The 19432-nt window shown below is 67.6% G+C and carries 19 protein-coding genes; 8 read left to right on the top strand and 11 right to left on the bottom strand.

The genetic code is table 11. The features are described 5' to 3' along the window. Positions 1-98: 98 nt before the first annotated feature. From E0H75_RS43515 to E0H75_RS06865, 4 genes are all read right to left on the bottom strand, one after another. A complete protein-coding gene (locus E0H75_RS43515) occupies positions 99-332 on the bottom strand; it encodes a hypothetical protein (RefSeq protein WP_202872844.1) in 234 nt (77 codons plus the stop codon). 261 nt (positions 333-593) lie between these two features. After that, positions 594-1217, bottom strand: coding sequence for an excalibur calcium-binding domain-containing protein (locus E0H75_RS06875; RefSeq protein ID WP_131512301.1), 624 nt, complete (start codon positions 1215-1217; stop codon positions 594-596). Positions 1218-1264: 47 nt separating this feature from the next. Continuing rightward, a complete protein-coding gene (locus tag E0H75_RS06870; protein WP_131512299.1) occupies positions 1265-3907 on the bottom strand; it encodes a patatin-like phospholipase domain-containing protein in 2643 nt (880 codons plus the stop codon). A 75-nt stretch (positions 3908-3982) separates the two neighbouring features. Next, positions 3983-4225 carry a hypothetical protein gene (locus tag E0H75_RS06865; protein WP_131512297.1) on the bottom strand — a complete coding sequence of 81 codons (243 nt, stop codon included), beginning with the start codon at positions 4223-4225 and terminating at the stop codon, positions 3983-3985. A gap of 127 nt (positions 4226-4352) precedes the next feature. On the opposite strand from E0H75_RS06865, the gene E0H75_RS06860 reads away from it, so the two are divergent. Further along, entirely contained in the window at positions 4353-5780 is a 1428-nt protein-coding gene (locus E0H75_RS06860) for a family 43 glycosylhydrolase (RefSeq protein WP_131512295.1), read from the top strand. On the opposite strand, the gene E0H75_RS06855 is transcribed toward E0H75_RS06860, so the two are convergent. Then, the gene (locus E0H75_RS06855) at positions 5777-6268 is read right to left on the bottom strand and encodes a DinB family protein (RefSeq protein ID WP_337589495.1); all 492 of its coding nucleotides are present in this window, start codon (positions 6266-6268) and stop codon (positions 5777-5779) included. The genes E0H75_RS06860 and E0H75_RS06855 overlap by 4 nt on opposite strands. A 56-nt stretch (positions 6269-6324) precedes the next feature. Here E0H75_RS06855 and E0H75_RS43510 point away from each other — a divergent pair, with 56 nt between their 5' ends. The 7 genes from E0H75_RS43510 (at position 6325) to E0H75_RS06815 (ending at position 12014) form a co-directional block, all read left to right on the top strand. Next, positions 6325-8070: a phosphotransferase gene (locus E0H75_RS43510; RefSeq protein WP_202872843.1), complete on the top strand. Its 1746-nt coding sequence runs from the start codon at positions 6325-6327 to the stop codon at positions 8068-8070. 118 nt (positions 8071-8188) lie between these two features. Beyond that, positions 8189-8446 (top strand): NADAR domain-containing protein, encoded by a 258-nt coding sequence (locus E0H75_RS43505; protein WP_238162872.1) that lies wholly within the window; start codon positions 8189-8191, stop codon positions 8444-8446. A gap of 64 nt (positions 8447-8510) precedes the next feature. Next, complete coding sequence (locus E0H75_RS06835; RefSeq protein ID WP_131512293.1) at positions 8511-8837, top strand: YciI family protein; 327 nt, start codon at positions 8511-8513, stop codon at positions 8835-8837. After that, positions 8834-9997, top strand: a complete 1164-nt coding sequence (locus tag E0H75_RS06830) for an RNA polymerase sigma factor (protein WP_131512291.1) — start codon at positions 8834-8836, stop codon at positions 9995-9997. The genes E0H75_RS06835 and E0H75_RS06830 overlap by 4 nt, the downstream gene beginning before the upstream one ends. A gap of 43 nt (positions 9998-10040) precedes the next feature. Beyond that, positions 10041-10613, top strand: a complete 573-nt coding sequence (locus E0H75_RS06825; RefSeq protein ID WP_131512289.1) for a YceI family protein — start codon at positions 10041-10043, stop codon at positions 10611-10613. Positions 10614-10630: 17 nt separating this feature from the next. After that, positions 10631-11065, top strand: coding sequence for an ester cyclase (locus E0H75_RS06820; protein ID WP_131512287.1), 435 nt, complete (start codon positions 10631-10633; stop codon positions 11063-11065). Positions 11066-11210: 145 nt separating this feature from the next. Continuing rightward, complete coding sequence (locus E0H75_RS06815; protein WP_165553490.1) at positions 11211-12014, top strand: GNAT family N-acetyltransferase; 804 nt, start codon at positions 11211-11213, stop codon at positions 12012-12014. Here the strand turns inward: E0H75_RS06815 and E0H75_RS45210 are convergent. The 6 genes from E0H75_RS45210 to E0H75_RS06790 all read right to left on the bottom strand — a co-directional run bounded on the left by E0H75_RS45210 (position 11964) and on the right by E0H75_RS06790 (position 19349). Beyond that, positions 11964-12074, bottom strand: a complete 111-nt coding sequence (locus tag E0H75_RS45210) for a VapC50 family PIN domain-containing toxin (protein ID WP_475009170.1) — start codon at positions 12072-12074, stop codon at positions 11964-11966. The two genes, E0H75_RS06815 and E0H75_RS45210, sit on opposite strands and share 51 nt — an antisense overlap. A 23-nt stretch (positions 12075-12097) precedes the next feature. Further along, positions 12098-12322 carry a PIN domain-containing protein gene (locus E0H75_RS43500; protein WP_202872842.1) on the bottom strand — a complete coding sequence of 75 codons (225 nt, stop codon included), beginning with the start codon at positions 12320-12322 and terminating at the stop codon, positions 12098-12100. 142 nt (positions 12323-12464) lie between these two features. After that, complete coding sequence (locus E0H75_RS42940) at positions 12465-16301, bottom strand: hypothetical protein (protein WP_165553488.1); 3837 nt, start codon at positions 16299-16301, stop codon at positions 12465-12467. 2 nt (positions 16302-16303) lie between these two features. Then, the gene (locus E0H75_RS06800) at positions 16304-17131 is read right to left on the bottom strand and encodes a carbohydrate ABC transporter permease (RefSeq protein WP_131512283.1); all 828 of its coding nucleotides are present in this window, start codon (positions 17129-17131) and stop codon (positions 16304-16306) included. Further along, positions 17128-18069 carry a carbohydrate ABC transporter permease gene (locus E0H75_RS06795; protein ID WP_131512281.1) on the bottom strand — a complete coding sequence of 314 codons (942 nt, stop codon included), beginning with the start codon at positions 18067-18069 and terminating at the stop codon, positions 17128-17130. Before E0H75_RS06795 ends, E0H75_RS06800 begins: the two co-directional genes overlap by 4 nt. Then, the gene (locus tag E0H75_RS06790; protein ID WP_131512279.1) at positions 18066-19349 is read right to left on the bottom strand and encodes an ABC transporter substrate-binding protein; all 1284 of its coding nucleotides are present in this window, start codon (positions 19347-19349) and stop codon (positions 18066-18068) included. The genes E0H75_RS06795 and E0H75_RS06790 overlap by 4 nt, the downstream gene beginning before the upstream one ends. Positions 19350-19432: the final 83 nt, after the last annotated feature.

Raw genomic sequence — 19432 nt, 5'->3', positions numbered from 1 at the left:
GCACCGGACGCACCGCGGCTCCCGCATCTGGGAAGCATGCGGGAGCCGGTCCTCCAGCCGGCTGCGCCTAGCCAGGAGGAGGTCGCTTGGATGGGCTGTCAGGAGTGCATCAGGACAAGGGCAGGGTCGACGGTGGCCAGCTCGAGGCGGCCGGCGTCGATGGCCCCGTAGGCGCCGATCGGGCCGCGGGACGGACGGCCGTTGCGGTTGAGCCAGAAGCCCCAGCCGGCCGGCGCGTCCGGCCACTCCGGATCGGGCTCCCAGCCCGGCGGCGGACGCCAGGTGTCGCTCGGCGGCTCGGGCCACTCAGGTGGTGGATTGAATCGGTGCACGGGCGGTCCTTCCCAGTTCCCCAGCGCGATGGACCCCAGCGATCCCTTGCTCACAAACTGCCTGACTGATCAACGACCAGGCGCGCCGGGCGTTACGACAAAATCTTCGTAAAGTTTTCGACGCACAGCTACCCCATGTCATCACCGCTGCGGAGCGCAGGCAACCATGCGCTCACCAGCCGGACTGCACGTGCATCAGCACCCGCGATCGTTGCCTTGTCCACAGCACACTCCTGGTTATCCACAAGCAACGCGGCGTGATCACTCGCACGCGACGCCGTCGTGATCACGGTCGAGATGCGACGCATAGCCGGGATCCCCAGCGTGCAAGGGCGCTTTGCCCGCGGCCCGGGCCGCCGAGCAGTTCGCGTAGTACACGTCGGCGGGTGGTGCCGTCGTTCTCGTCGGCCTAGCGGTCTGGGTCGACCGCACCAATGGCGCCGGAGCACTGACCGTTGCCTTCGGCGCCTTCACCGTCACGGTCTTCGCCGGCAGCGGCGGCAGCGTGACCGTTGCCGTCGGCCCGGGAACGGTCTGCTGCACGGTGACAGTCGCCGTCGCGGTCGGCCCGGGCACCGTCGCCGTCACGGTGGCGCGGGGCACCGTCGGCGCGGCACTCGACGAAGCGCCGTTGCTCCCGCCGATCGCGGCCAGGATGACGAGGAACGCGACCCCACCGGCCACCCACCCCGCGACCAGCTTCACCGGCGGCTCGGCGCCGTACCGCCCGTTCGGGCCACGGGAACGCAGCCCGCGGCTGTTCAGCCAGAAACTCCATCCCGGCGGTGCGGGCGGCCAGGCCGGGTCCGGCTGCCAGCCGGGCGGTGGTTGCCAGTCGAGTGCCGGTGGTGCCGGCCACCCCGGCGGTGAATTGAATGTTGACATGGTGAGTTCCCCCCTCGGGGGTTACATCCAGTCACGGTGACGGAGTGTTACAGGTCGGCGAGGCGGTCGCGGACCCGGTGGTGGTCGGTGAGGGACTGAGTCAGGGCGTAGCCGAGGGCGCGGTAGGCCTCGAAGTCCCATTCGTCGTAGAACTGGTCGTTGGTGGTCCGCCGCGGGAAGTCGGTGTGCTCGACGGCGTACTGCTCGATGTCCCAGTCCAGCGCCCCGGCCAGGACCGCCTTCACGAAGAAGATCTCGGTCTTGTACGGCGTCTGTTCGCCGTCCTTCACCGGGTGCGTCGCGATGCCGTACGTCCAGGCCCGGTCGGCCCGCTGCTTCGGCCCGCGGATCATCGGCGACGGGTCGATGTCGATCCGGATCCCGTGGTCCATCCGCGCGGTCGCGATCGCCTCGGCCAGCGCGGTGAAGCGGTCCTCGACGTCGTTCGACGCGTCGATCACAATCACCTGCGCCGGTTCGCGGCGCAGCGCCTCGACCAGGCCGAGGTTTTCGTAGTGGCCGCCGTCGGTGACGTAGATCCGCCGGTCGTACATCGACGGCGACCCGATCGCCTCCCGCAGCAGCCGGTACGGTCCCGGCTTGTCGATCACGCTGCCGACGTACCGCCGGACCTTCGCGACGACGCCGTGGACCTCGGGGAACGCGGGTCCCGACCGGTTGTTCCAGTACGGGTTCGGCAGCCACACGCCCAGCCGCGCGTTGAGTACGGCGAGCAGCAGCCGGACGGGTCTGGTCCGAGCGTTCACGCGGCCGGTGAGCGGGCTCAACGCGGCACCACTGATCGCCATCGCGGCCGGCACCGTCACCTCCCGCGTCAGTACGTCGGCCTCCCGCTCGTAGTCCGCGGTCTGACGCCGGCCGCCGTCCGGCAGCGACCGGTCACCGACGATCCCGATCTGATCGGGATCGAACACGAACGGAACGCAGTCCCGCTGGGTCGGCACGAAGTCCGCGTCGTCGACGTTCGCGACGCCTGCGATGACCAACTGCGGCCCGCCGTTCGGCGGCGTCGCCCAGTCGGAGAACCGCAACCGCAGGTGGTAGTCGAGCGCGACCGCGGCGCCGTTGTCCTTGCGCTTCACCAGGAACGCGCGCGACAACCGCTCCCGGTAGAAGGAGTGCAGCGAGGTCCGGTTCGCGTCGGTGAGCACCTTGATCGCGACCGCGATCGCGGCCAGGATCAGCGCGACGTTCCAGTCGGACTGGTAGGAGCTGTCGATCGCGTAACCACCGGTCCAGCGCAGCAGCACGATGATCGCCGACACCACGATGATGGCGCTGGCCAGCCACGGCGCGAGCTTGGTCCGTGCGAACGCGAGCAGCCGGGCGCGCATCCCGGTCGCCGCCTTGCCCTCGACCGCGAGTCCGTTCCACACCGACTTGCCGAGCCCGATCAGGACCAGGACCAGCGCGCTGAACGACGCGACACCTTGTTTCGTGGGGTCGACCAACGCCAGCAAGGCGGACGGCAGGCTCGAGTCGCCGGGGAGTTTGCCCAGCAGATAAAGGCCTCCCGGTACGCCGAGCAGCAGTACGGCGACCGGGACGCCGTACCAGAGGGTGAAGTTGCCGATCGTGGTCAGCACCCGGCGGATCACGTCGGGCATCCTGGCCCAGCGGTCCCACACCTTCTCCACCACGAACATCGCAGCACTGATCGCGAGCAGGCCGACCGAGAGTCCGATGAAGAACCAGGAGCCGTTCGGGCGCAGGTCGACGTGGATCTCGGTGTACCCGGCGACCACCACCTGCTGATCGGCCAGGAACCAGCCGAGCACCCAGGCGATCGCTCGCAGCGTGATCCCGATCAGCAGCAGGTTCACGACCAGGCCGAACAGCACCGACAGCGCGGCCCGGAACATCGCGCGACCGCCCTGCAGGAGGTAGCGGGTCTGCCGGCGCAGCCGGGCGAGCTCGGGTGACCCTGGCGAGAAGGGATCGGTGCAGGACTTCCGGAGGATGTGGAACGCGGCCGCCATGTAGCCGCCACCGCTGACCCCGATCACGGTCGACGCCTTGTCGTACAACCCCTTCTCCCGCAGGAGTTGCAGCGCGCCGAGGCAGAACGACGCCGACCGGATGCCGCCGCCCGAGCAGGTGATCACGAGCCGCCCCGCGTCTCTGCCTTCCTCCTTGACCCGCTTGAACGTCACCGGTGGTTCGAGCTGGACGCCGTACAGCTTTCGTTGCCCGAAGCGACTGGTCGCGAAGTAGCAGACGGCGAGGACGATGGCGCCGGCGAGGCCGGCCGCCCGCATCAGCCAGGTGAGCCAGCCCGTCGACAGGTCCACGCAGGGGCTCGTCGGACCGAACTCGGTCCACAGCCGGATGTCCTCGGCAACGTCCAGCGCTGCCGCACCGAAGACGAGCCACGACCCGATGGCCGCGATCTTCGTCCAGGACTGGCGATCGACGAACTTGACGTACTTGTAGGCCCGGAACGCCGCGTAGACGGAGGCCATGATGAACGTCGCGTCGACCAGCAACGACAGCCGGGCGGGGACCTCACAGCCGAGCGCCGAGCCGGCCGCGTCGTGGACGGCGTCGCGCATCGGCCACTGCACCACGGCGAGCACGACCGCGAGTTGCAGGGTGCTGGTGAAGGTCCGGCGCCGGCCGATCTGCTCGATCGTGGCGTCGCCTCTGGTGCCTGCCGATTCCCCGAGCATCGCCCCATGATGCCGTGCCGTCACACGCCCGGCCAGAGATGCGGCCGAGTAGTTGCCGAGCCTTGACCTCATGCCCTAGGCGGCTGCGGTTCGGGGCCGGCCTTCACTGATGCGGCGCGGGAGCGTGCCCGCGGCAACCGCTTGGTGCAGGATCGCGAGCTGGGCGCACGCGGCCGTGATCGCCTCCGCCTGGGTGCGGCAGCCGTCGGCGTACCAGAACGGGTCGTCCGGCTGCCGGTCGTCGGCGTCGTCGATGTCGGCGTACCAGCAGTCGCGCCCCTGACATCGGTAGTGCACGACCCGAACCTTCAGCTTCATGCCGGGTACGACGCCCGCCCCGCGCGGCCGGTTCCGGTGGCTGGTATTCGATCCTGGTGGGAAGGGTTTACAACGTTGGTAGAGGCGGCATAGAACTACCGACAGGTCCACTTGGAAGAGGTGTGACATGAGGTTCCTCCGCCCCGTCCTCTGCACCATGCTCGCCGTACTGCTGACCGGCGGCCTGGCCACCACCGCTCCAGCCGCCGAACGACAGGAGAGCGCGGTGGCGTCACAGGACTTCCGCAATCCGGTGAACCCGTCGGCGGATCCGTCGCTGATGTTCTACAACGGCAAGTACTACGTCGCGACCACCCGCGGCGACCGGATCGGGATCTGGTCGTCGCCGAGCCTGGCGACGCTGCTCGTCCAGCCGGAGCAGGTGGTGTGGCGGGACACCGACACCAGCCGCAACACGCAGATGTGGGCGCCGGCGTTCCGGCATGTCGGCGGGCGCTGGTACATCTACTACACGGCGTCCGACGGGGTCGACGCGAACCACCGGATGTACGTGCTCGAGTCCACCGGTGACGATCCGCTCGGGCCGTACAACTTCAAGGCCAAGATCGCGGACTTCGGCGAGTACGCGATCGACGGTGAGCCGATCACGGTGAACGGGCAGCAGTACTTCGTCTGGACCGGGCCTGGTCGCGGCCAGGGTGGGCCGGCGCAGCTGTACATCGTCCGGATGAGCAACCCGTGGACGTCTACCGGCGCCCGAGTCGCGATCCCGGCCGACGGCGGCTGCAGCGAGGTGCGGGAGGGACCGACTCCGCTGTACGGCGCCTCGCGGATCTTCCTCACGTACTCGACGTGCGACACCGGGAAGCCGGACTACCAGCTGTGGATGAAGAGCATCGCGAACGGCGCCGACCCGATGGTCGCGTCGAACTGGGTGCAGCACGCGGGGCCGATCTTCTCCCGGAACGACCAGACCGGCGTCTGGGGTCCGGGTCACCACTCGTTCTTCAAGTCGCCGGACGGGACGCAGGACTGGATCGCGTACCACGGCAAGAACACCAGCACCTACACGTATTCCTTCCGGACCACGCGCGTACAGAAGATCAGCTGGAACGCCGATGGCACGCCGAACCTTGGGCGGCCGCTGGCTGCTGGCGCGACTCAGACCTTGCCGTCTGGTGATCCGGGGTCGTCGAACTACTGGATCAACGACTTCGACACTGGGACCGGGCTCAACCAGGTCGAGTACGCCGGCAACTGGAACTCCGGCTCCGGATGTGGCAACCAGTGCTTCTGGGGCAACGATCACTGGAGCGGCGAACGGGACGCGTCCGCCACCATCCGCTTCACCGGAACCAAAGCCGCCCTGCTGAGCGTCGTCGACACCGGTAACGGGATCGCGGCGATCTCGGTCGACGGAGGTCCGGAGCAACGGATCGACTACTACAGCTCGATCCGCGTCGGCGAACAACTCATCTACACCACACCGACCCTCCCCGCCGGCCCCCACACCCTGAAGGTCCGGGTCACCGGCGACAAGAACCCAGCCTCCGGCAGCACGATCATCAGCCTCGACCGCATCGAGGTGTACTAGTAGCCGGTGGTGCCGTCGGTCAGCTCTCGAAGGGCGTCCAGGTGCCCCAGGTGGCGGGCGGTTTCCTCGAGCAGGTGGGTGACGATCCACCGCAGTGAGAGGAGATCCAGACCTTCGGGCGCCCAGGCTTCGATGTCGTCGAGGTCGTGACCGGCGACGATCTCGCGGGACCGGGCGCACTGCTGGTCGTACTCGTGCAGCAGTTCGTCGAGTGAGGCGCCGGGCGGCTGCGGGAGCTCGAGAGGGTCTGGCACAGCCAGCTCACGCGCACCCAGGAAGCTGGCCTCGAACCAGGACAGCTCCACCCAGCGCAGATGCGCGACCAGCGTCTTCACAGTCATCCGCGGCGACGACGGCAGTACGGCGAGTTGGGCCTGCTCGTCCGTCAGGCCGGCGCACTTCAGCCTGACCGTGGCACGCTGCACGTCCAGCCAGCCGGTCAGCATCGTGCGTTCGTCGGCCGCGGCGGGCGGGAATCGGCGAGTCACCGGACGATCGTAGTGTGATCTCGCACGGGAAGCCGCTACCTACTGGGAGGCCCACGATGCTGGGTGAGCTCGTCACCGAGACCTTCGCGTACGACGGCGGCCGGCAGGTCACGGCGTACGTCCCATCCGAAACGCCCCAGGCGGTCGTGTACGCCGGCGACGGTCAGCTGATCTCGCAGTGGGGCGCGTTCCTCAACGAGGCGGCCGAGGTACCGCCGACGATGATCGTCGCCGCCCACCGCCTGGACGACGAGATGGAGCGGCTCTCCGAGTACTCACCGGGTTTCGACGCGGGACGATTCGCGGCGCACGAGAAGTTCTTCGTCGAGGACCTCCGCGACTGGGCGAAGTCGCGCTTCGACGTCGCCCTGCCCGCCGAACGCACGGCGGTCTTCGGTGTCTCGGCCAGCGGCGAACTCGCACTCGCTATCGGACTTCGCCATCCCGACATCTACGGTGCGATCTTCAGCGCGTCGCCCGGCGGGGGCTACCAGCCACCCGGCGACATGCAGACCTCACTGCCACGCACGTACCTCGTCGCCGGCACGGAAGAGCCGTTCTTCCAGGAGAACGCCGCCCGCTGGGCGGACGAGCTGCGCGATGCACAGGCCGACGTCGTCATGACCGAGCGGGCCGGAGGGCACGGTGACGCGTTCTGGCGCGACGAATTCCCGCTGATGGCGGCCTGGGCGTTCGGACAGCCTTATGCGTTACTGCGTCCTCGAGGAATGCAGGCAGCCCGTGCCCGGCCGCCGCGTGAGAGAGTGGGGCTCATGCGCGAGCCGTCAAAGCCCACGGACGAGCGGATGGTGGCCGACGCACTGGTCATTGCCTATGGCATGCACCCTGCCGAGATCACCAGGATCGCGGCGGGGACGGCGACGTTGAATTTCCACGTCACCGATCACGATGGTGATCAGTGGTTCGCCAAGGTGTATCGCGATCGCACAGTCCTGCAGCACGAACTGGATGCGGTGGAACTGGCCGAGTTCGCCCGAGCCGGAGGCGTGCCGGTGCCGGGCGTACGTCGTACCCGTGCCGGCAACCTGATCGAGGACGCGGGTCCCCTGCCGATGTCTGTCTGGGAGTACGTCGCCGATGCCGAGACCGCTGATGGTGGACTCACCGGCGACCGGTGGCCGGCGGTCGGCGCCGTACTCGGCCGGCTTCACCGTCGCCTCGCCGATCACCCAGCGGCGGCACCCAGGACGCGCCCCGCGACCGGGCTGAAGGACGCGGAGCGGACTCGCGCTCGGTTCGACTGGCTGATCGCGGAGTACAGCCGACGCGAAACGCTCAGCCCGTTCGAGGCATGGGCGTTGGATGCCGCAAAGCAGCGGCGGGGACTACTCCACAAGGTCGATGCGATCCTGGCACGTCTGCCCAAACTCACCGAGCAGGTCGTCCACGGCGATCTCGCCTCGCCGAACCTGATGCTGCGCGGCGACGCCGTAGCAGCCCTGATCGACTTCATGCCGCCGACTCCGCGCTACGTCTCCTGGGAGATCGCCCGCATCGGCTGCGACCCCAGGACCATCCTTCTGGGCGACGAATGGATCACCGGCCTCCCCCACCTCCTCGCCGCCTATCAAGACGAACACCCCACCGCCCACCTGGACGACCTCACCTCCACCATCGCCGTCGGCTGCGCCTACACCCTCGCCTCGACCTACCCGCTGGCCGAACCCTTGAACAACCCAACCGCAGTAACCCCCTCCCTCAAGACCTACGCCCATTCCCGCCACCAATCAGCCCTGACCCTCCTTTCCCACCTCAACCTCCTCCACGACGAACTCGGCTAACCCGAGGTTGCTGGATCAGAGATCAGGACCTTCAGGACGGCGAGTGGGACAACGTCTGGCTCGTGCTGCAGTCCGCCTGAAGCCTGGTGGTCACCACAGCTGAGAACTGCCAGGCTGGTTGGATGCTGGGCGATGTCGTGGAACTTCAGCGGGTTGTGGCGGAGGGTCAGCGGGTCAAGTTCTTGTTCTTCTGGGGGCAGCGGGACGGGATATCCGGAGGTTCGACGAGGACGTCTGGACGGCCAGTCCGCTCGACCGGATCTGGGGGATCGGGCTCGCGGCAGACGATCCTCGGGCCGGCGATCCCGCGGCTTGGCGTGGGCTCAACCTTCTCGGGTTCGCTCTCATGCAGGCCCGTTCTGAACTCGCGCGGTAGATCGTGTCCCGTTTCTGGGCGTTCGTTCGTCAGGGGGGTGACAGACGACTGCCTGGAGGCTGTGATGCAGTACGCCCTGATTGTTTACAACGAGGCCGAGTACGACGCGGCGCCTCCGGACGAGGTGCATGCGGAGTACTCCGAACTGGCCCATGACTCCCGCTTCGTCGACATGGCGCAGTTGGCACCGGCTGCGACGGCGACGAGTGTGCGGGTGGCCGGTGGGCGGACGCTCACGACCGACGGCCCGTTCGCGGACACCAAGGAGGTGCTCGGCGGATTCTGCGTGATCGAGGCGGCCAACCTGGACGATGCGATCGACCTCGCGGCCCGGATTCCCGCGGCCCGGCTCGGCGGCGGTGTGGAGATCCGGCCGGTGGCACGCCGTTGAGCACGCTCGAGGACGTGTTCCGCGAGCATTGGGGCCGCGTGCTGGCTTCGCTGGTCGGGTTCCTCGGTGACTTCGACAAGGCCGAGGAGTCCGTCCAGGAGGCGTTCGTCATCGCGGCGCACCGCTGGCCGACGGAAGGTACGCCGTCCAGTCCCGCCGCCTGGCTGACGACCACGGCGCGGAACCGCGCGATCGACCGGATCCGCCGCGAACGCACCCTGGCCGACAAGATCCATCTGCTACCTGTACCCGAGGCCGTCATGGACGAGTTCGACGACACCGTGATCAAGGACGAACGGCTCGAGCTGATCTTCACCTGCTGCCACCCGGCGCTGCCGCTCGAAGGTCAGGTGGCGCTCACACTGCGAGCCCTCGGCGGCTTGCAGACCGCCGAGATCGCCCGGGCGTTCCTGGTCTCCGAAGAGACCATGAAGCGGCGCCTGACCCGCGCAAAGAACAAGATCAAGGCGACCGGCATCCCGTTCGCGGTCCCTGCGGCACACCTGCTGCCGGACCGCCTCGATGCCGTGCTGGCCGTCATCTACCTGATCTACAACGAGGGTTACAGCGGCCGCGTCGACCTGGGCGCCGAGGCCATCAGCCTGGGGCGGGTGCTCACCGCGCTGATGCCGGATGAGCCAGAGGTTCACGGGCTGCTCGCGCTGATGGTCATCCACCACGCCCGGCGCAGGGCTCGCTTCTCCGGCGACGATCTCGTCCTGCTCGACGATCAGGACCGCTCGCTCTGGGACAGCCGCCAACTCGCGGCGGGCCGCGCCGTACTCGACCGAGCGATCGCGTTGGGCGGCCGAGGTGCGTACGTCGTGCAGGCGGCGATCGCGTCCCTTCAGACGCGGGAACAGATCGACTGGCCGCAGGTCGCCGGCCTGTATAGGCGACTGATCGAGCTCACCGGCTCCTTGGTGGTCGAGCTCAACTACGCCGTTGCGGTCGCTCAGGCCGGTGATCCTGCCAGGGCACTGCGCACGGTCGACCGCCTCGAGCTGGACAGTTACCTCTACTTCCACTCGACCCGCGGCGAGTTGCTTCGGCGTCTCCACCGCGACGCCGAGGCCAAAGCGTCGTACCGGCGGGCGCTCGACCTGGCCACCACGACACCCGAACGACGGTTCCTGGCCCGGCAGCTCGAACGACTCTGAATCCGGGCTGTCCCCCAGGCGATCATTCGTTCGTCACCTGGGTATGAGCGACCAACTTTCCAACCTTGCCCACGAACTGGTCCCGGGTTATCTGCCCGGCACCTGGACAGCCGACCCGGCACATTCCGAGATCGCCTTCTCCGCCCGCCACCTGATGGTCACCAAGGTCCGCGGCCGGTTCACGGCGTACGACGTCACAATCGTCACGGCCGACGATCCTCGCGATTCGTCGGTCACCGCGACGATCGACCTCGGGTCTCTGGAGACCGGGTACGAACCGCGGGACAACCACCTCCGTACCGCGGACTATCTCGAGGTCGAGAAGTACCCGACGATGACGTACGGCTCCACCGGCATCCGTCCGTCCGGCGACGGCTGGATCATCGACGGCGAGCTGACGGTGCACGGCGTCACCCGTCCCGTGCCACTCGCCGTGGAGGTGAACGGCTTCACCACGGATCCGTTCGGCGGACAGCGGGCCGGCTTCTCGGCGACCGCGCAGATCAACCGGCGCGACTTCGGCATGACCAACACCATCCCGATGGACGGCGGCGGCGTCGTGGTCGGCGACAAGGTGTCGATCACCCTCGAGATCCAGGCAGTCCTGCAGAAATGACCATCCAGGAGAACCCCATGTCAGCAACAACGGAAACCACCAAGGCCATCTTCGCGCGCCTGCACGAATCGATGAACAGCGCCGATCCCGACGTCGTCGCCAAGACCATCGACGAACTCTTCGACCCGAACGTCGAGCTCGGTACTCCGCTGCCGATCGGAACCACCGGCGTCGAGGCCGTGAAGCAGGTGTGGTCCCTGCTCCTGCACGCCTTCCCCGACCTGGACGTTCACGTCGAGGACGTGATCGCAGAAGGCGACAAACTCGTCTGCCGCAACACCGTCACCGGCACTCACGAGGGCGACTTCATGGGCATCGCCCCGACCGGAAAACGCATCTCCTACAAGGAGATCATGATCTTCCGCGTCGCTTCCGGCCGCATCACCAAGACCTGGGGCGTGGTGGACACTCTCTCCCAACTACGCCAACTAGGCGCCATCCCCACTCCCTGACCGGGCCCGCCCGCAAGCCGAGCTCAGTCGCCCGGCTTGCGGGCGCTCCGTGCGTTGCTCAACTGAACGACTAGTGTCCCGGATCATGTGTGCTGCTGTGGATCCTGTTGGGGGCGACGACCTCCGTGCGGCCGGGGATCTTAGTGTGGAGACTGCGGTCGAGCACTTCGGTCGGTACGGCGAGGGCGCGGTGGCGACCCGACGCGCGGACACTCTGCTGGTGGCATCCAGGACCGACTTCGTGGGGGCGTTCCACAACACGGCGTTGCGAGTGAGCCCCGACACTGCCCCTGGCCGAGTCGTGGATGAAGCGCGCGCGTTCGGGGGCGCGCATGATCGGCCCATCGTGCTGTGGGTCGCCACCCATCGAGACCAGGACCTGGCGAAGGAGGCCCAAGCCAGCGGGTTCGAACTCCGGTCCACCGCGCCAGGTATGGCACTACGCACACCGCCACCGGAGCCCGCCGTACCCGCCGACGTCGAGTTGATCCGGGTCGCCGATCGCGCCGACTCCGAAGCGTTCGCCGCAGTACACCGCGAGGTTTTCGTCAACGCCGGCCGACCCGCCGAAGCCGTCGACCACTTCGCTTCCCCCGATGCATTGCTGGCCCCGAACGTGACCGCCGTACTCGCCCGAGTGAACGGCACACCCGCGTCCTGCGCAATGCTCATCCACAACGGACCCACCGCAGGCATCTACTGGGTAGCAACCACCCCCGCCACCCGCAACCGAGGCCTAGGCACCCTCGTCACCACCGCAGTAGCCCGCCTAGCCTTCGAGCACGGCGCGCAAACCGTCACACTCCAAGCCACCGAACTAGGCGCCCCCGTCTACCACCGAATAGGCTTCACCCCCTTCACCACCTACCACCGCTTCCTCCTCCCCCGCCCCCGTCTGTCATCGCCGCAGCGCCGCGACGCTACTGAGGAGACCGACGCGCTCCAGTGAGCAGAGCACGTCCTCCACGGTTTCTGGAGGCCTCTGCCGGGCGTCCGCCATCCGCTGCACCTGTGCGTAAACCGTCTGCCGGCTCAGGTCGATGAGGTCGAGTACGAAGTCGTCAGCGCTCTTCGCCTCGACGTTCCAGGACGCAACGCCGGCCGCGGAAAGTCTTTGGTGTTGTCCGTGACAATCAGTTGAGCGTGAGCCTTGATCGCTGCGGCGAGAACGTGCCGGTCATCGGCATCGGGCAGGTCGACGATCTCGATGAGCGGGTCGTAGCCCCTGACCAGCACATCGCGGCTCGCCTTGTTCATCAGCTCCCGCCTGCGGTCCAGCTTGACCGGGGTCCAGGTCGGGCCGGTTCAGTTTGAGGTTGCGGAAGGCTCGTCGAGGATCCGATCCGTCCACTTCGCCTGGACGAGACCAGCCTGGGCGACGCGGATTGGGGCGTGGGGGCTAGGTGGTTTTTAGGGTTATTGGGCCTTGTAGGCCGGAGGTTTTTTGGGTGGGGAAGATGAAGTGGGTGGGGCTGGTGGCGTTCAGGTGGGGCGCGAGGGTGTTGAAGACTTCGATGGTGAGGGTGTGGGGGCCGGCGGGAGTGGCGGGCAGGTTGTAGGTGTAGGGGGCGCAGAAGCGGGTGCCTGCGGAGACGCCGTCGAGGAAGACCTCGGCGGTGCCGCGGACGCGGCCTAGGTCGAGTTGGAGATCGCGGGTCTCGGGGATGTGTAGTTGGCGGGTGTAGCGGACGCCGCCGGAGTACTCCGACAGGCCCTGGTCCTCCCAGTTGCCGAGGGACATGCGGCCGGGGCCGACGTGGGCTCGGATGGGGCCGGCGAGGGCGGCGCCGGCTTCGAAGCCGGGTTGGGTGAGGACGGTCAGCCAGCCGACGCGCGAGCCGGCAGGTACGGCGACATCCAGGTGTCGAGTGGGAGCAGCGGCGACGTCCCGGCGACCTGAGGCGGTGGGGACGGAGGCGGACGGGCCGGAGGCGGAGGGGTCGGCGGCGGGCGGGTCGGCGGTGGTGGTGGTTAGTTCGGTGCCGTCGACTGTTAGGACTGCTTCGCCGAGTACGTCCAGCTCGAGGCGGGTTGTGCCTGGCGGGAGGGGGAAGCGTAGGTGTTCGATGCGCTCGGGAGCGGATCTTGGTACGGCGAAGGTGACGGGCACGACCGCGGACGACGCGGGAGCGGCTGTTGGGGTGCCGTCGAGCCAGGAGGCGGCGGGCAAGGGGTGTGGTCGGCGGGTCAGGTAGAGGTCGGCCAGGGCGCGGTGTTGGGGGCGGCGGCGGACGGTTGGTACGACGGCGTCCGCGACCTCGGCGTGCCAGTCGTGGTCGCTGATGGCCAGGCCGTCGACAAGGATCGGGGTTGGCTGGGTGACCTCGACGGCGATCGTGTTCGCACCCGGTCGGAGCGCCGACGCAGCGTCGTACCGGCGGACTCGGGGCGTTGTGCGTTCGTACGGCATGAACCCGCCCTGCCGGCCAACCTCCGCACCGTTGACGACCAGCTTGGCCGAGCCCCACGCGGTCAAGGTCAGTTCGGAGCAGTCGCCCGGTACGACGGTTGTCGTGTAGCGGATCGCAGTCCCGGCTTCCGGCGGCTCGGCGACAGCGATCCAGTCGGGGCGGCGGCACGACGTGAGGTCGCTGACGAAGGCGACGTTCGCGCGGAGATGGAGATCCACCTCAGGAGTCAACCGGAGCTCCAGGTGATGCGAACCGGCGGCGAGGCTGACAGCGCCCGACGCAAAGTGACCACCGAAATCCTCGATCGGCACGAGGCTGCCGTCGATCAGGAGCTCCTTGGCCGCCGCGGTGCCGACAACGACCGTGCTCTCGATGGCATCCACCGTGAAGGCGGCCGTGAACGTGACGGTGTCGCCAGCAGTCACAGTGCCGAAGTCGAGGAAGTCCTCAGGGACATGGCCCTTCGGACCGAGCGCGTGATGATGGATCGGGTCCTTGTGGATGCCGAGTTTCTCGGAGTACTCGATCGGCCGGCCTTCGATCAGGCCGTGCGGCCCGAACGTCGCGTGCGCCGGACGCCAGTCATCGGATCCCTCGACCCGGTGCTCAAGTGCCCAGCGCTCGACCACGGAGTCCGAGGACGGCGAGGCCGGCCAGGCGAAGTCGCCCCACCGGTTGTCGAGCGTCGGGATCAGCGTCACGTCCCAGTCGCCGTCCAGGGTCTCCACCTCCCGCACCATCGGAGCATCGAGAGCCGCAGATGGGTTGTCGGAGGCAAACACCAGCAGGGCCGCGGGGCCGGCATCGAATGGTACGGCGACCTCGGTCAGCTCGCCGACGGTCTTATACGCAAGGGCTCGAGGCTCCCCACCGAACGGGTCCACGAGCAGCGGCGGTCCCGGTACGTCGCGGACCTGTACGACGACCTCACGGCGATAGCGCCCAGGATCGAACGTGTATCCGACACTGGCCCACTCATGACTGATCCCGCGCCCCACCGGCGGTCCCGCGATCTCCGTCGCACTCCACTCGGTAGGCGTGACGAACACGACCAGAGCGTCGTCCACCTCCCGCGCGAGCATCGGCACGTCAGCCTCGACCCGTCGCTGCGACCTCCCGAGCTCACCGGGAACCTCGGCGGCCGTGGCGACGAGTACGACGCCCTCCGGCAGTCCCGGCGGAACGGTGCCGACAGCAACCACCATCCCACCCGCGAGCACGAACTCGGACAATCGCTCGGTCACCGCGTCTTCCAGCACAGTTGCCGCAGGCAACACCACGGCCGAATAGGACTCGCTCGCGACGAGCAGCCGTGGACCGTCCCCAACCTCGGCTCCGGCCAGTGAGTCGTCGTCGATCACGTCGGCGTCGATCCGGGCTCGGTCGAGTACGCCCGGCACCGGAGCGAACCACGTCGCGTCACCGATCAGCTCGCGATAGACCTCCTGCGCACGAAGAGCAATCGGCCCAGGACCGTCCAGCCCCGTGTCGGCCTGAGCTGTCACACTGGGGAAGAGCACAGCAACATCACACACGTGCCGCCCCAGCGACAGCGCGGCGCACAGCCGCGTCACCGCATCAGCGAACGACTTGTGATGACGCCAGTACGGCTGCCGCCAATCCGTTGCCGGCGGCGCCCATTCCCACCACCCGGCGCGGGTCGTGTAGTAGACGGCGTGCGGGTTGTAGAGCGTCGCCCCGGTCCGCAACCACGGCAGTAACCAGTCGAACGTCTCCTCCAGCGTTCCACCCCATCCGGTCGAGTGGAAAGCCTCGATCCACGTCCGGGGCCGGTCGTACAGATGCGCCAACGACGAGTGGATCCGCGCATCCCCATGATGATCGGACCCGGGCGCACTGAACCACCGGTGCGTCCGCGCATAGTCGGCGTACAACTCCACGCCCTCGATCGGACGGCCGGCCCGCGCCGGATCCTGCTGGTCGCACCCGACGATCAGTCCGTGCTTCTCGTGCCACTCGTGCAACGGCCGGAAGAACGCCTCCTCGGCGAGCGAAGCCCGCAACGCGTGATAGTCCCGCCGAACGCGAGCCCCATCCGGTACGTCGAGATCCCACAACGCGGCCAGCTGGTCGCGAACGTCGTACCCGTACCGCGCGACGAACCGCTCGGCGAAGTCGGCAGACCACGTCGGCACGGACGGCAGTTCGTCCTGGAACGAGCCGACGACCACCTGGCCGAGCCGATCCCCCAACCGTCGTTCGAACTCCCCGTGCACCTGGTCCAGCAACGCGGCACACGCGGAAGGACTGAGGTAGTCGAACCCGTGGTCCGTCTCGTAGAACAACGACAACCGCGACTCGGAGGACGCCTCGCATTCGACAACGCCATCAACCACCGGCACGGGCTCCGAGCCGAGCACAGCCCCCAGAACGCGACCCCCGGCGGGGCAACGCAGTACCAACCGACCAGTGCCACTCACGGTCAGCCGCTGCAGACGGCGCCCTGCGAAGGCGGGCTGCCGGGCAACCAGTCGCGCCTGGATGTCCGCGCCGGAGAACCCCAGCTGGTCGTAGAACCACAACGACACACCCAGCGACTCAGCGTCGTCGCAGACGCCGAGGAAGATCTCCCACCACCGCTCGGAGAAGAACGGCGGGTCGTCCGCGTCGCAGCCGTGGTCGGTCCCGGCCGGCGCCAGGTTCATGACGACAAGCTGGTACACGCCACCTTCGACGAACCGCTCCAACTGCCAGCGCAACCGCGCCGGGTCGAGCGGTTCACCGCTCCACCACCACAAGGGCGCAGGTGAGAAGGCCCTGGGCGGATCGGTGAGAACCGACGCCAGGCGCTCGGGGAGAGCCACAGTTATCCCTTCAGACCACTGGAGAAGCCACGGATGACGTACCGCTGGAGGATCAGGAAGACGACCAGGATCGGCAGCGCCGCGAGCACAAGACCGGCCGCGACGAGCCCGTAGTCGGACGTGTATTCGTTGACGAAGGCAAACACCCGTACCGGCACGGTCTCCCGGCCCGAGCCGCCCAGATACAGCAGCGGGGTGAAGAAGTCGTTCCAGATGTGGACGGCGTTCAGGATCAGCACGGTCCCGGTGATCGGCCGCAGCAACGGGAAGATCACATGCGCGAACGCCTGCAGATGGGAGGCCCCGTCGATCAACGCCGCGTTGGTGTAGTCGGCCGGCAGCGAGCGGATGAACCCGGTGTACAGGAACACTGTGAATGGCAACTGGATGCCGGTGTAGAACAGGATCATGCCCTGGTACGTCCCGAGCAGACCCATGTTGTTGACCAGTTGATACAGCGGGATCATCCCGAGCTGGAACGGCAGGATGATGCCGACCAGGAACAGGATGTAGAGGCTGTAACTGAGCCGCGTCACGGTCCGGGCCAGGAAGTACGCCGCCAGCGACCCGAGAACGATCAGGACGATCACACTGGCAACAGTGATCAGCGTGCTGTGTAGCAGCGCCGACCCGAGCGACGCGGACTGCCAAGCCTCACCGAAGCTGCCGACCGATGGCGGCGAAGGCAGTGACAGTGGCTTGTTCGCGATCTGCTGCGGATCCTTGAACGCCAGCGTCACCAGTGCATAGACAGGGAACAGGAACGCGATCGCCACCGCGACCATGACGATCTCGAGCACGAACGTGCGGGGACGATAGCCGGTCCTCATGCTGCCGTCTCCCTCGATCGCAGGTACCCGATCTGGATGAACGACACCGCCGCGACGAAGATCGCCAGTACCAGCGCGACCGCCGTGCTGTAACCGAACTTCCCGTACACGAAGGCCTGCTTGTACAGCACGGTCGACAACGTGTCCGTCGCGTACCCGGGCCCGCCGTTGGTCATCGCGATGATCTGCGTGAACAGCGTCAGCCCGCCCACTGTCGACAGCATCACGTTGATCGTCACCGCCGGCGCGAGCAGCGGCCAGGTGATGTGCCGGAACCGGGCGACCGTCCCGGCACCGTCCACCATCGCGGACTCGTGCAACTCCTGCGGTACGCCTTCCAGTCCGGCCAGGAAGATCACCATCGAGTACCCCGCGCACTGCCAGATCACCGTGAACGCGACCGACCAGATCGCCAGCGACGGATTCCCGAGCCAGTCCTGGCGCAGAGCACCGAGCCCGATCGCGTTCAGCGCCGCGTTGAGGCCCGCGTCCGGCGCCGGGTTGTAGACGTACTTCCACAGGAACGACACCATCACCGGGCTGACCACGACCGGCGCGAAGAAGATCACCCGCAATGCCATCCGGCTCTTGATGTTGGTGTGTACGCCGAGCGCGAGCAGCAGACCGATCCCGTTCTGTACGACGACGATCGCGATGGTCAGCAGCAACGTGTTCCGCAACGCGCCCAGCGCCTGGTCGTCGTGCACCAACTGTTTGAAGTTGTCCACGCCCACGAACGACCGGGCCTCGCCGACACCGGACCAGTCGGTGAACGCCGACCCCGCGCCCACGATGCTCGGGTAGAGCATCACCAGCGCGTAGACGACCAGTGCCGGGGCCGCGAACAACCACGGCGGCGCGACCCCGCCGCCCCGCCGCCGCGGTGGTTTCGAGGCGTCCCGTCGTACCGGCGTGACCGGTGGAGCGGTGACGGTCATGCGGTCTTCCGGTAGGCCTCGTCCATCTTCTTCAGCGCGCCCTGGACCGTGGTCTTGCCGCCGAGGAGTTCCTGGACGACGGCGAAGTGGGTCGGCTGGACCTCGGCGTTCGGCCAGCGCTGGTCCATGAACGGCACGGCCTTGTTGTCCTTCAGGTACGGCAGGAACGACGTCAGCACCGGGTCGACCTTCGCATCGCCGTCGGAGTACAGCGGAACACAGGCGACGGCCTGGGACCAGGCGCTCACGACCTCCGGCTGCCCGCAGTACTCGATGAACTTCTTCGCCTGCTCGGCCCTCTTGCTCTTCGCGCTGACCGCGATGCCGACCACGATGCCGCCGGGGATCCAGTTGTCCGCCGCGACGTCGGTGGCCGGGAACGGGAACATGCCGAGGTCGTCCGGCGACGGCGACGCGTCCCGGAACGCCTGCAGCACCGCGGACACCTGCACGGCCATCGCGGCCTTGCCGGTGCCGACCATCGAGGTGGCCTGCTCGTACGTCGTCCCGTTCGGGTTGTCGTTGAAGAAGCCCCTCTTCTGCAACTCCAGGTACTTGTCCATCGCGTCGGCCCAGCCGGAGTCGCCGAACGACGCGTTGCCGGCGATCATCTTGTCGTCGAAGTCCGGGGTCTTGGCGTAGACCGTGCCGGGCACCAGCGCGTAGTCGATCAGCTGGGTGACCCACGGGGTCTGCGCGCCGAGCGCGATCGGAACGATGCCCTTCTTCTTCAGCTTGTCGCAGACGGTCAGCAGCTCCGACCAGGTCGTGGGAGGCTCGACGCCGGCGCTTGCGAACGCCTTCTTGTTGTAGATCGCGCCGAGCACGCTGGTGCCGGGCGAGAAAATGAACGTCTTGCCGTCCTGCTGGAAGGCGCCCTTGAAGCCTTCCGGGATCTTCTGCGTCCAGGACTGGGAGCTGAGGTCGGTCAGCAGGTTCGCCTTGCTGAGCTGGACCATCGACATCGCGCTGCCGTTGCCCGGGTAGACCGCGTGCATGTCGGGCGCGTTGCCGGCCGCGAGCTGGGCCCGGAGAGCGGTCTGCAGCTGGTCGGCGGGTGAGAACGAGAGATTGAAGTCGAAGTCGGAGTTCGCCTTCTTGTAGTCGTCGAGCGCCTTGCGCAGGCCGGCCTCCTGGCTGCCGGCGCCGATCACCTTCAGCTGCCCGCCGGACGACGAGCCGCCACCGTTGCCTCCGCAGGCCGCCAGGGTGCCGACCGCGGCGGCGCCTCCCATCAGCTGCAGGAGACGCCGCCGGCTGACGGTCTGATCGAGTGCCATGAGTTCCTCCTGAGCGAGGCGACAGCCGCCTCTGAAGTACCGCTGTGGGATGTGAAGTAATCGTGTATTCGTGTTACTTTTTT

This window comes from Kribbella capetownensis (assembly GCF_004331485.1).
In the GTDB taxonomy this organism is placed as follows: domain Bacteria; phylum Actinomycetota; class Actinomycetes; order Propionibacteriales; family Kribbellaceae; genus Kribbella; species Kribbella capetownensis.
The sequence above is the reverse complement of the archived record's forward strand: the minus strand, read 5'-3'. Positions and strand labels throughout refer to the sequence as shown.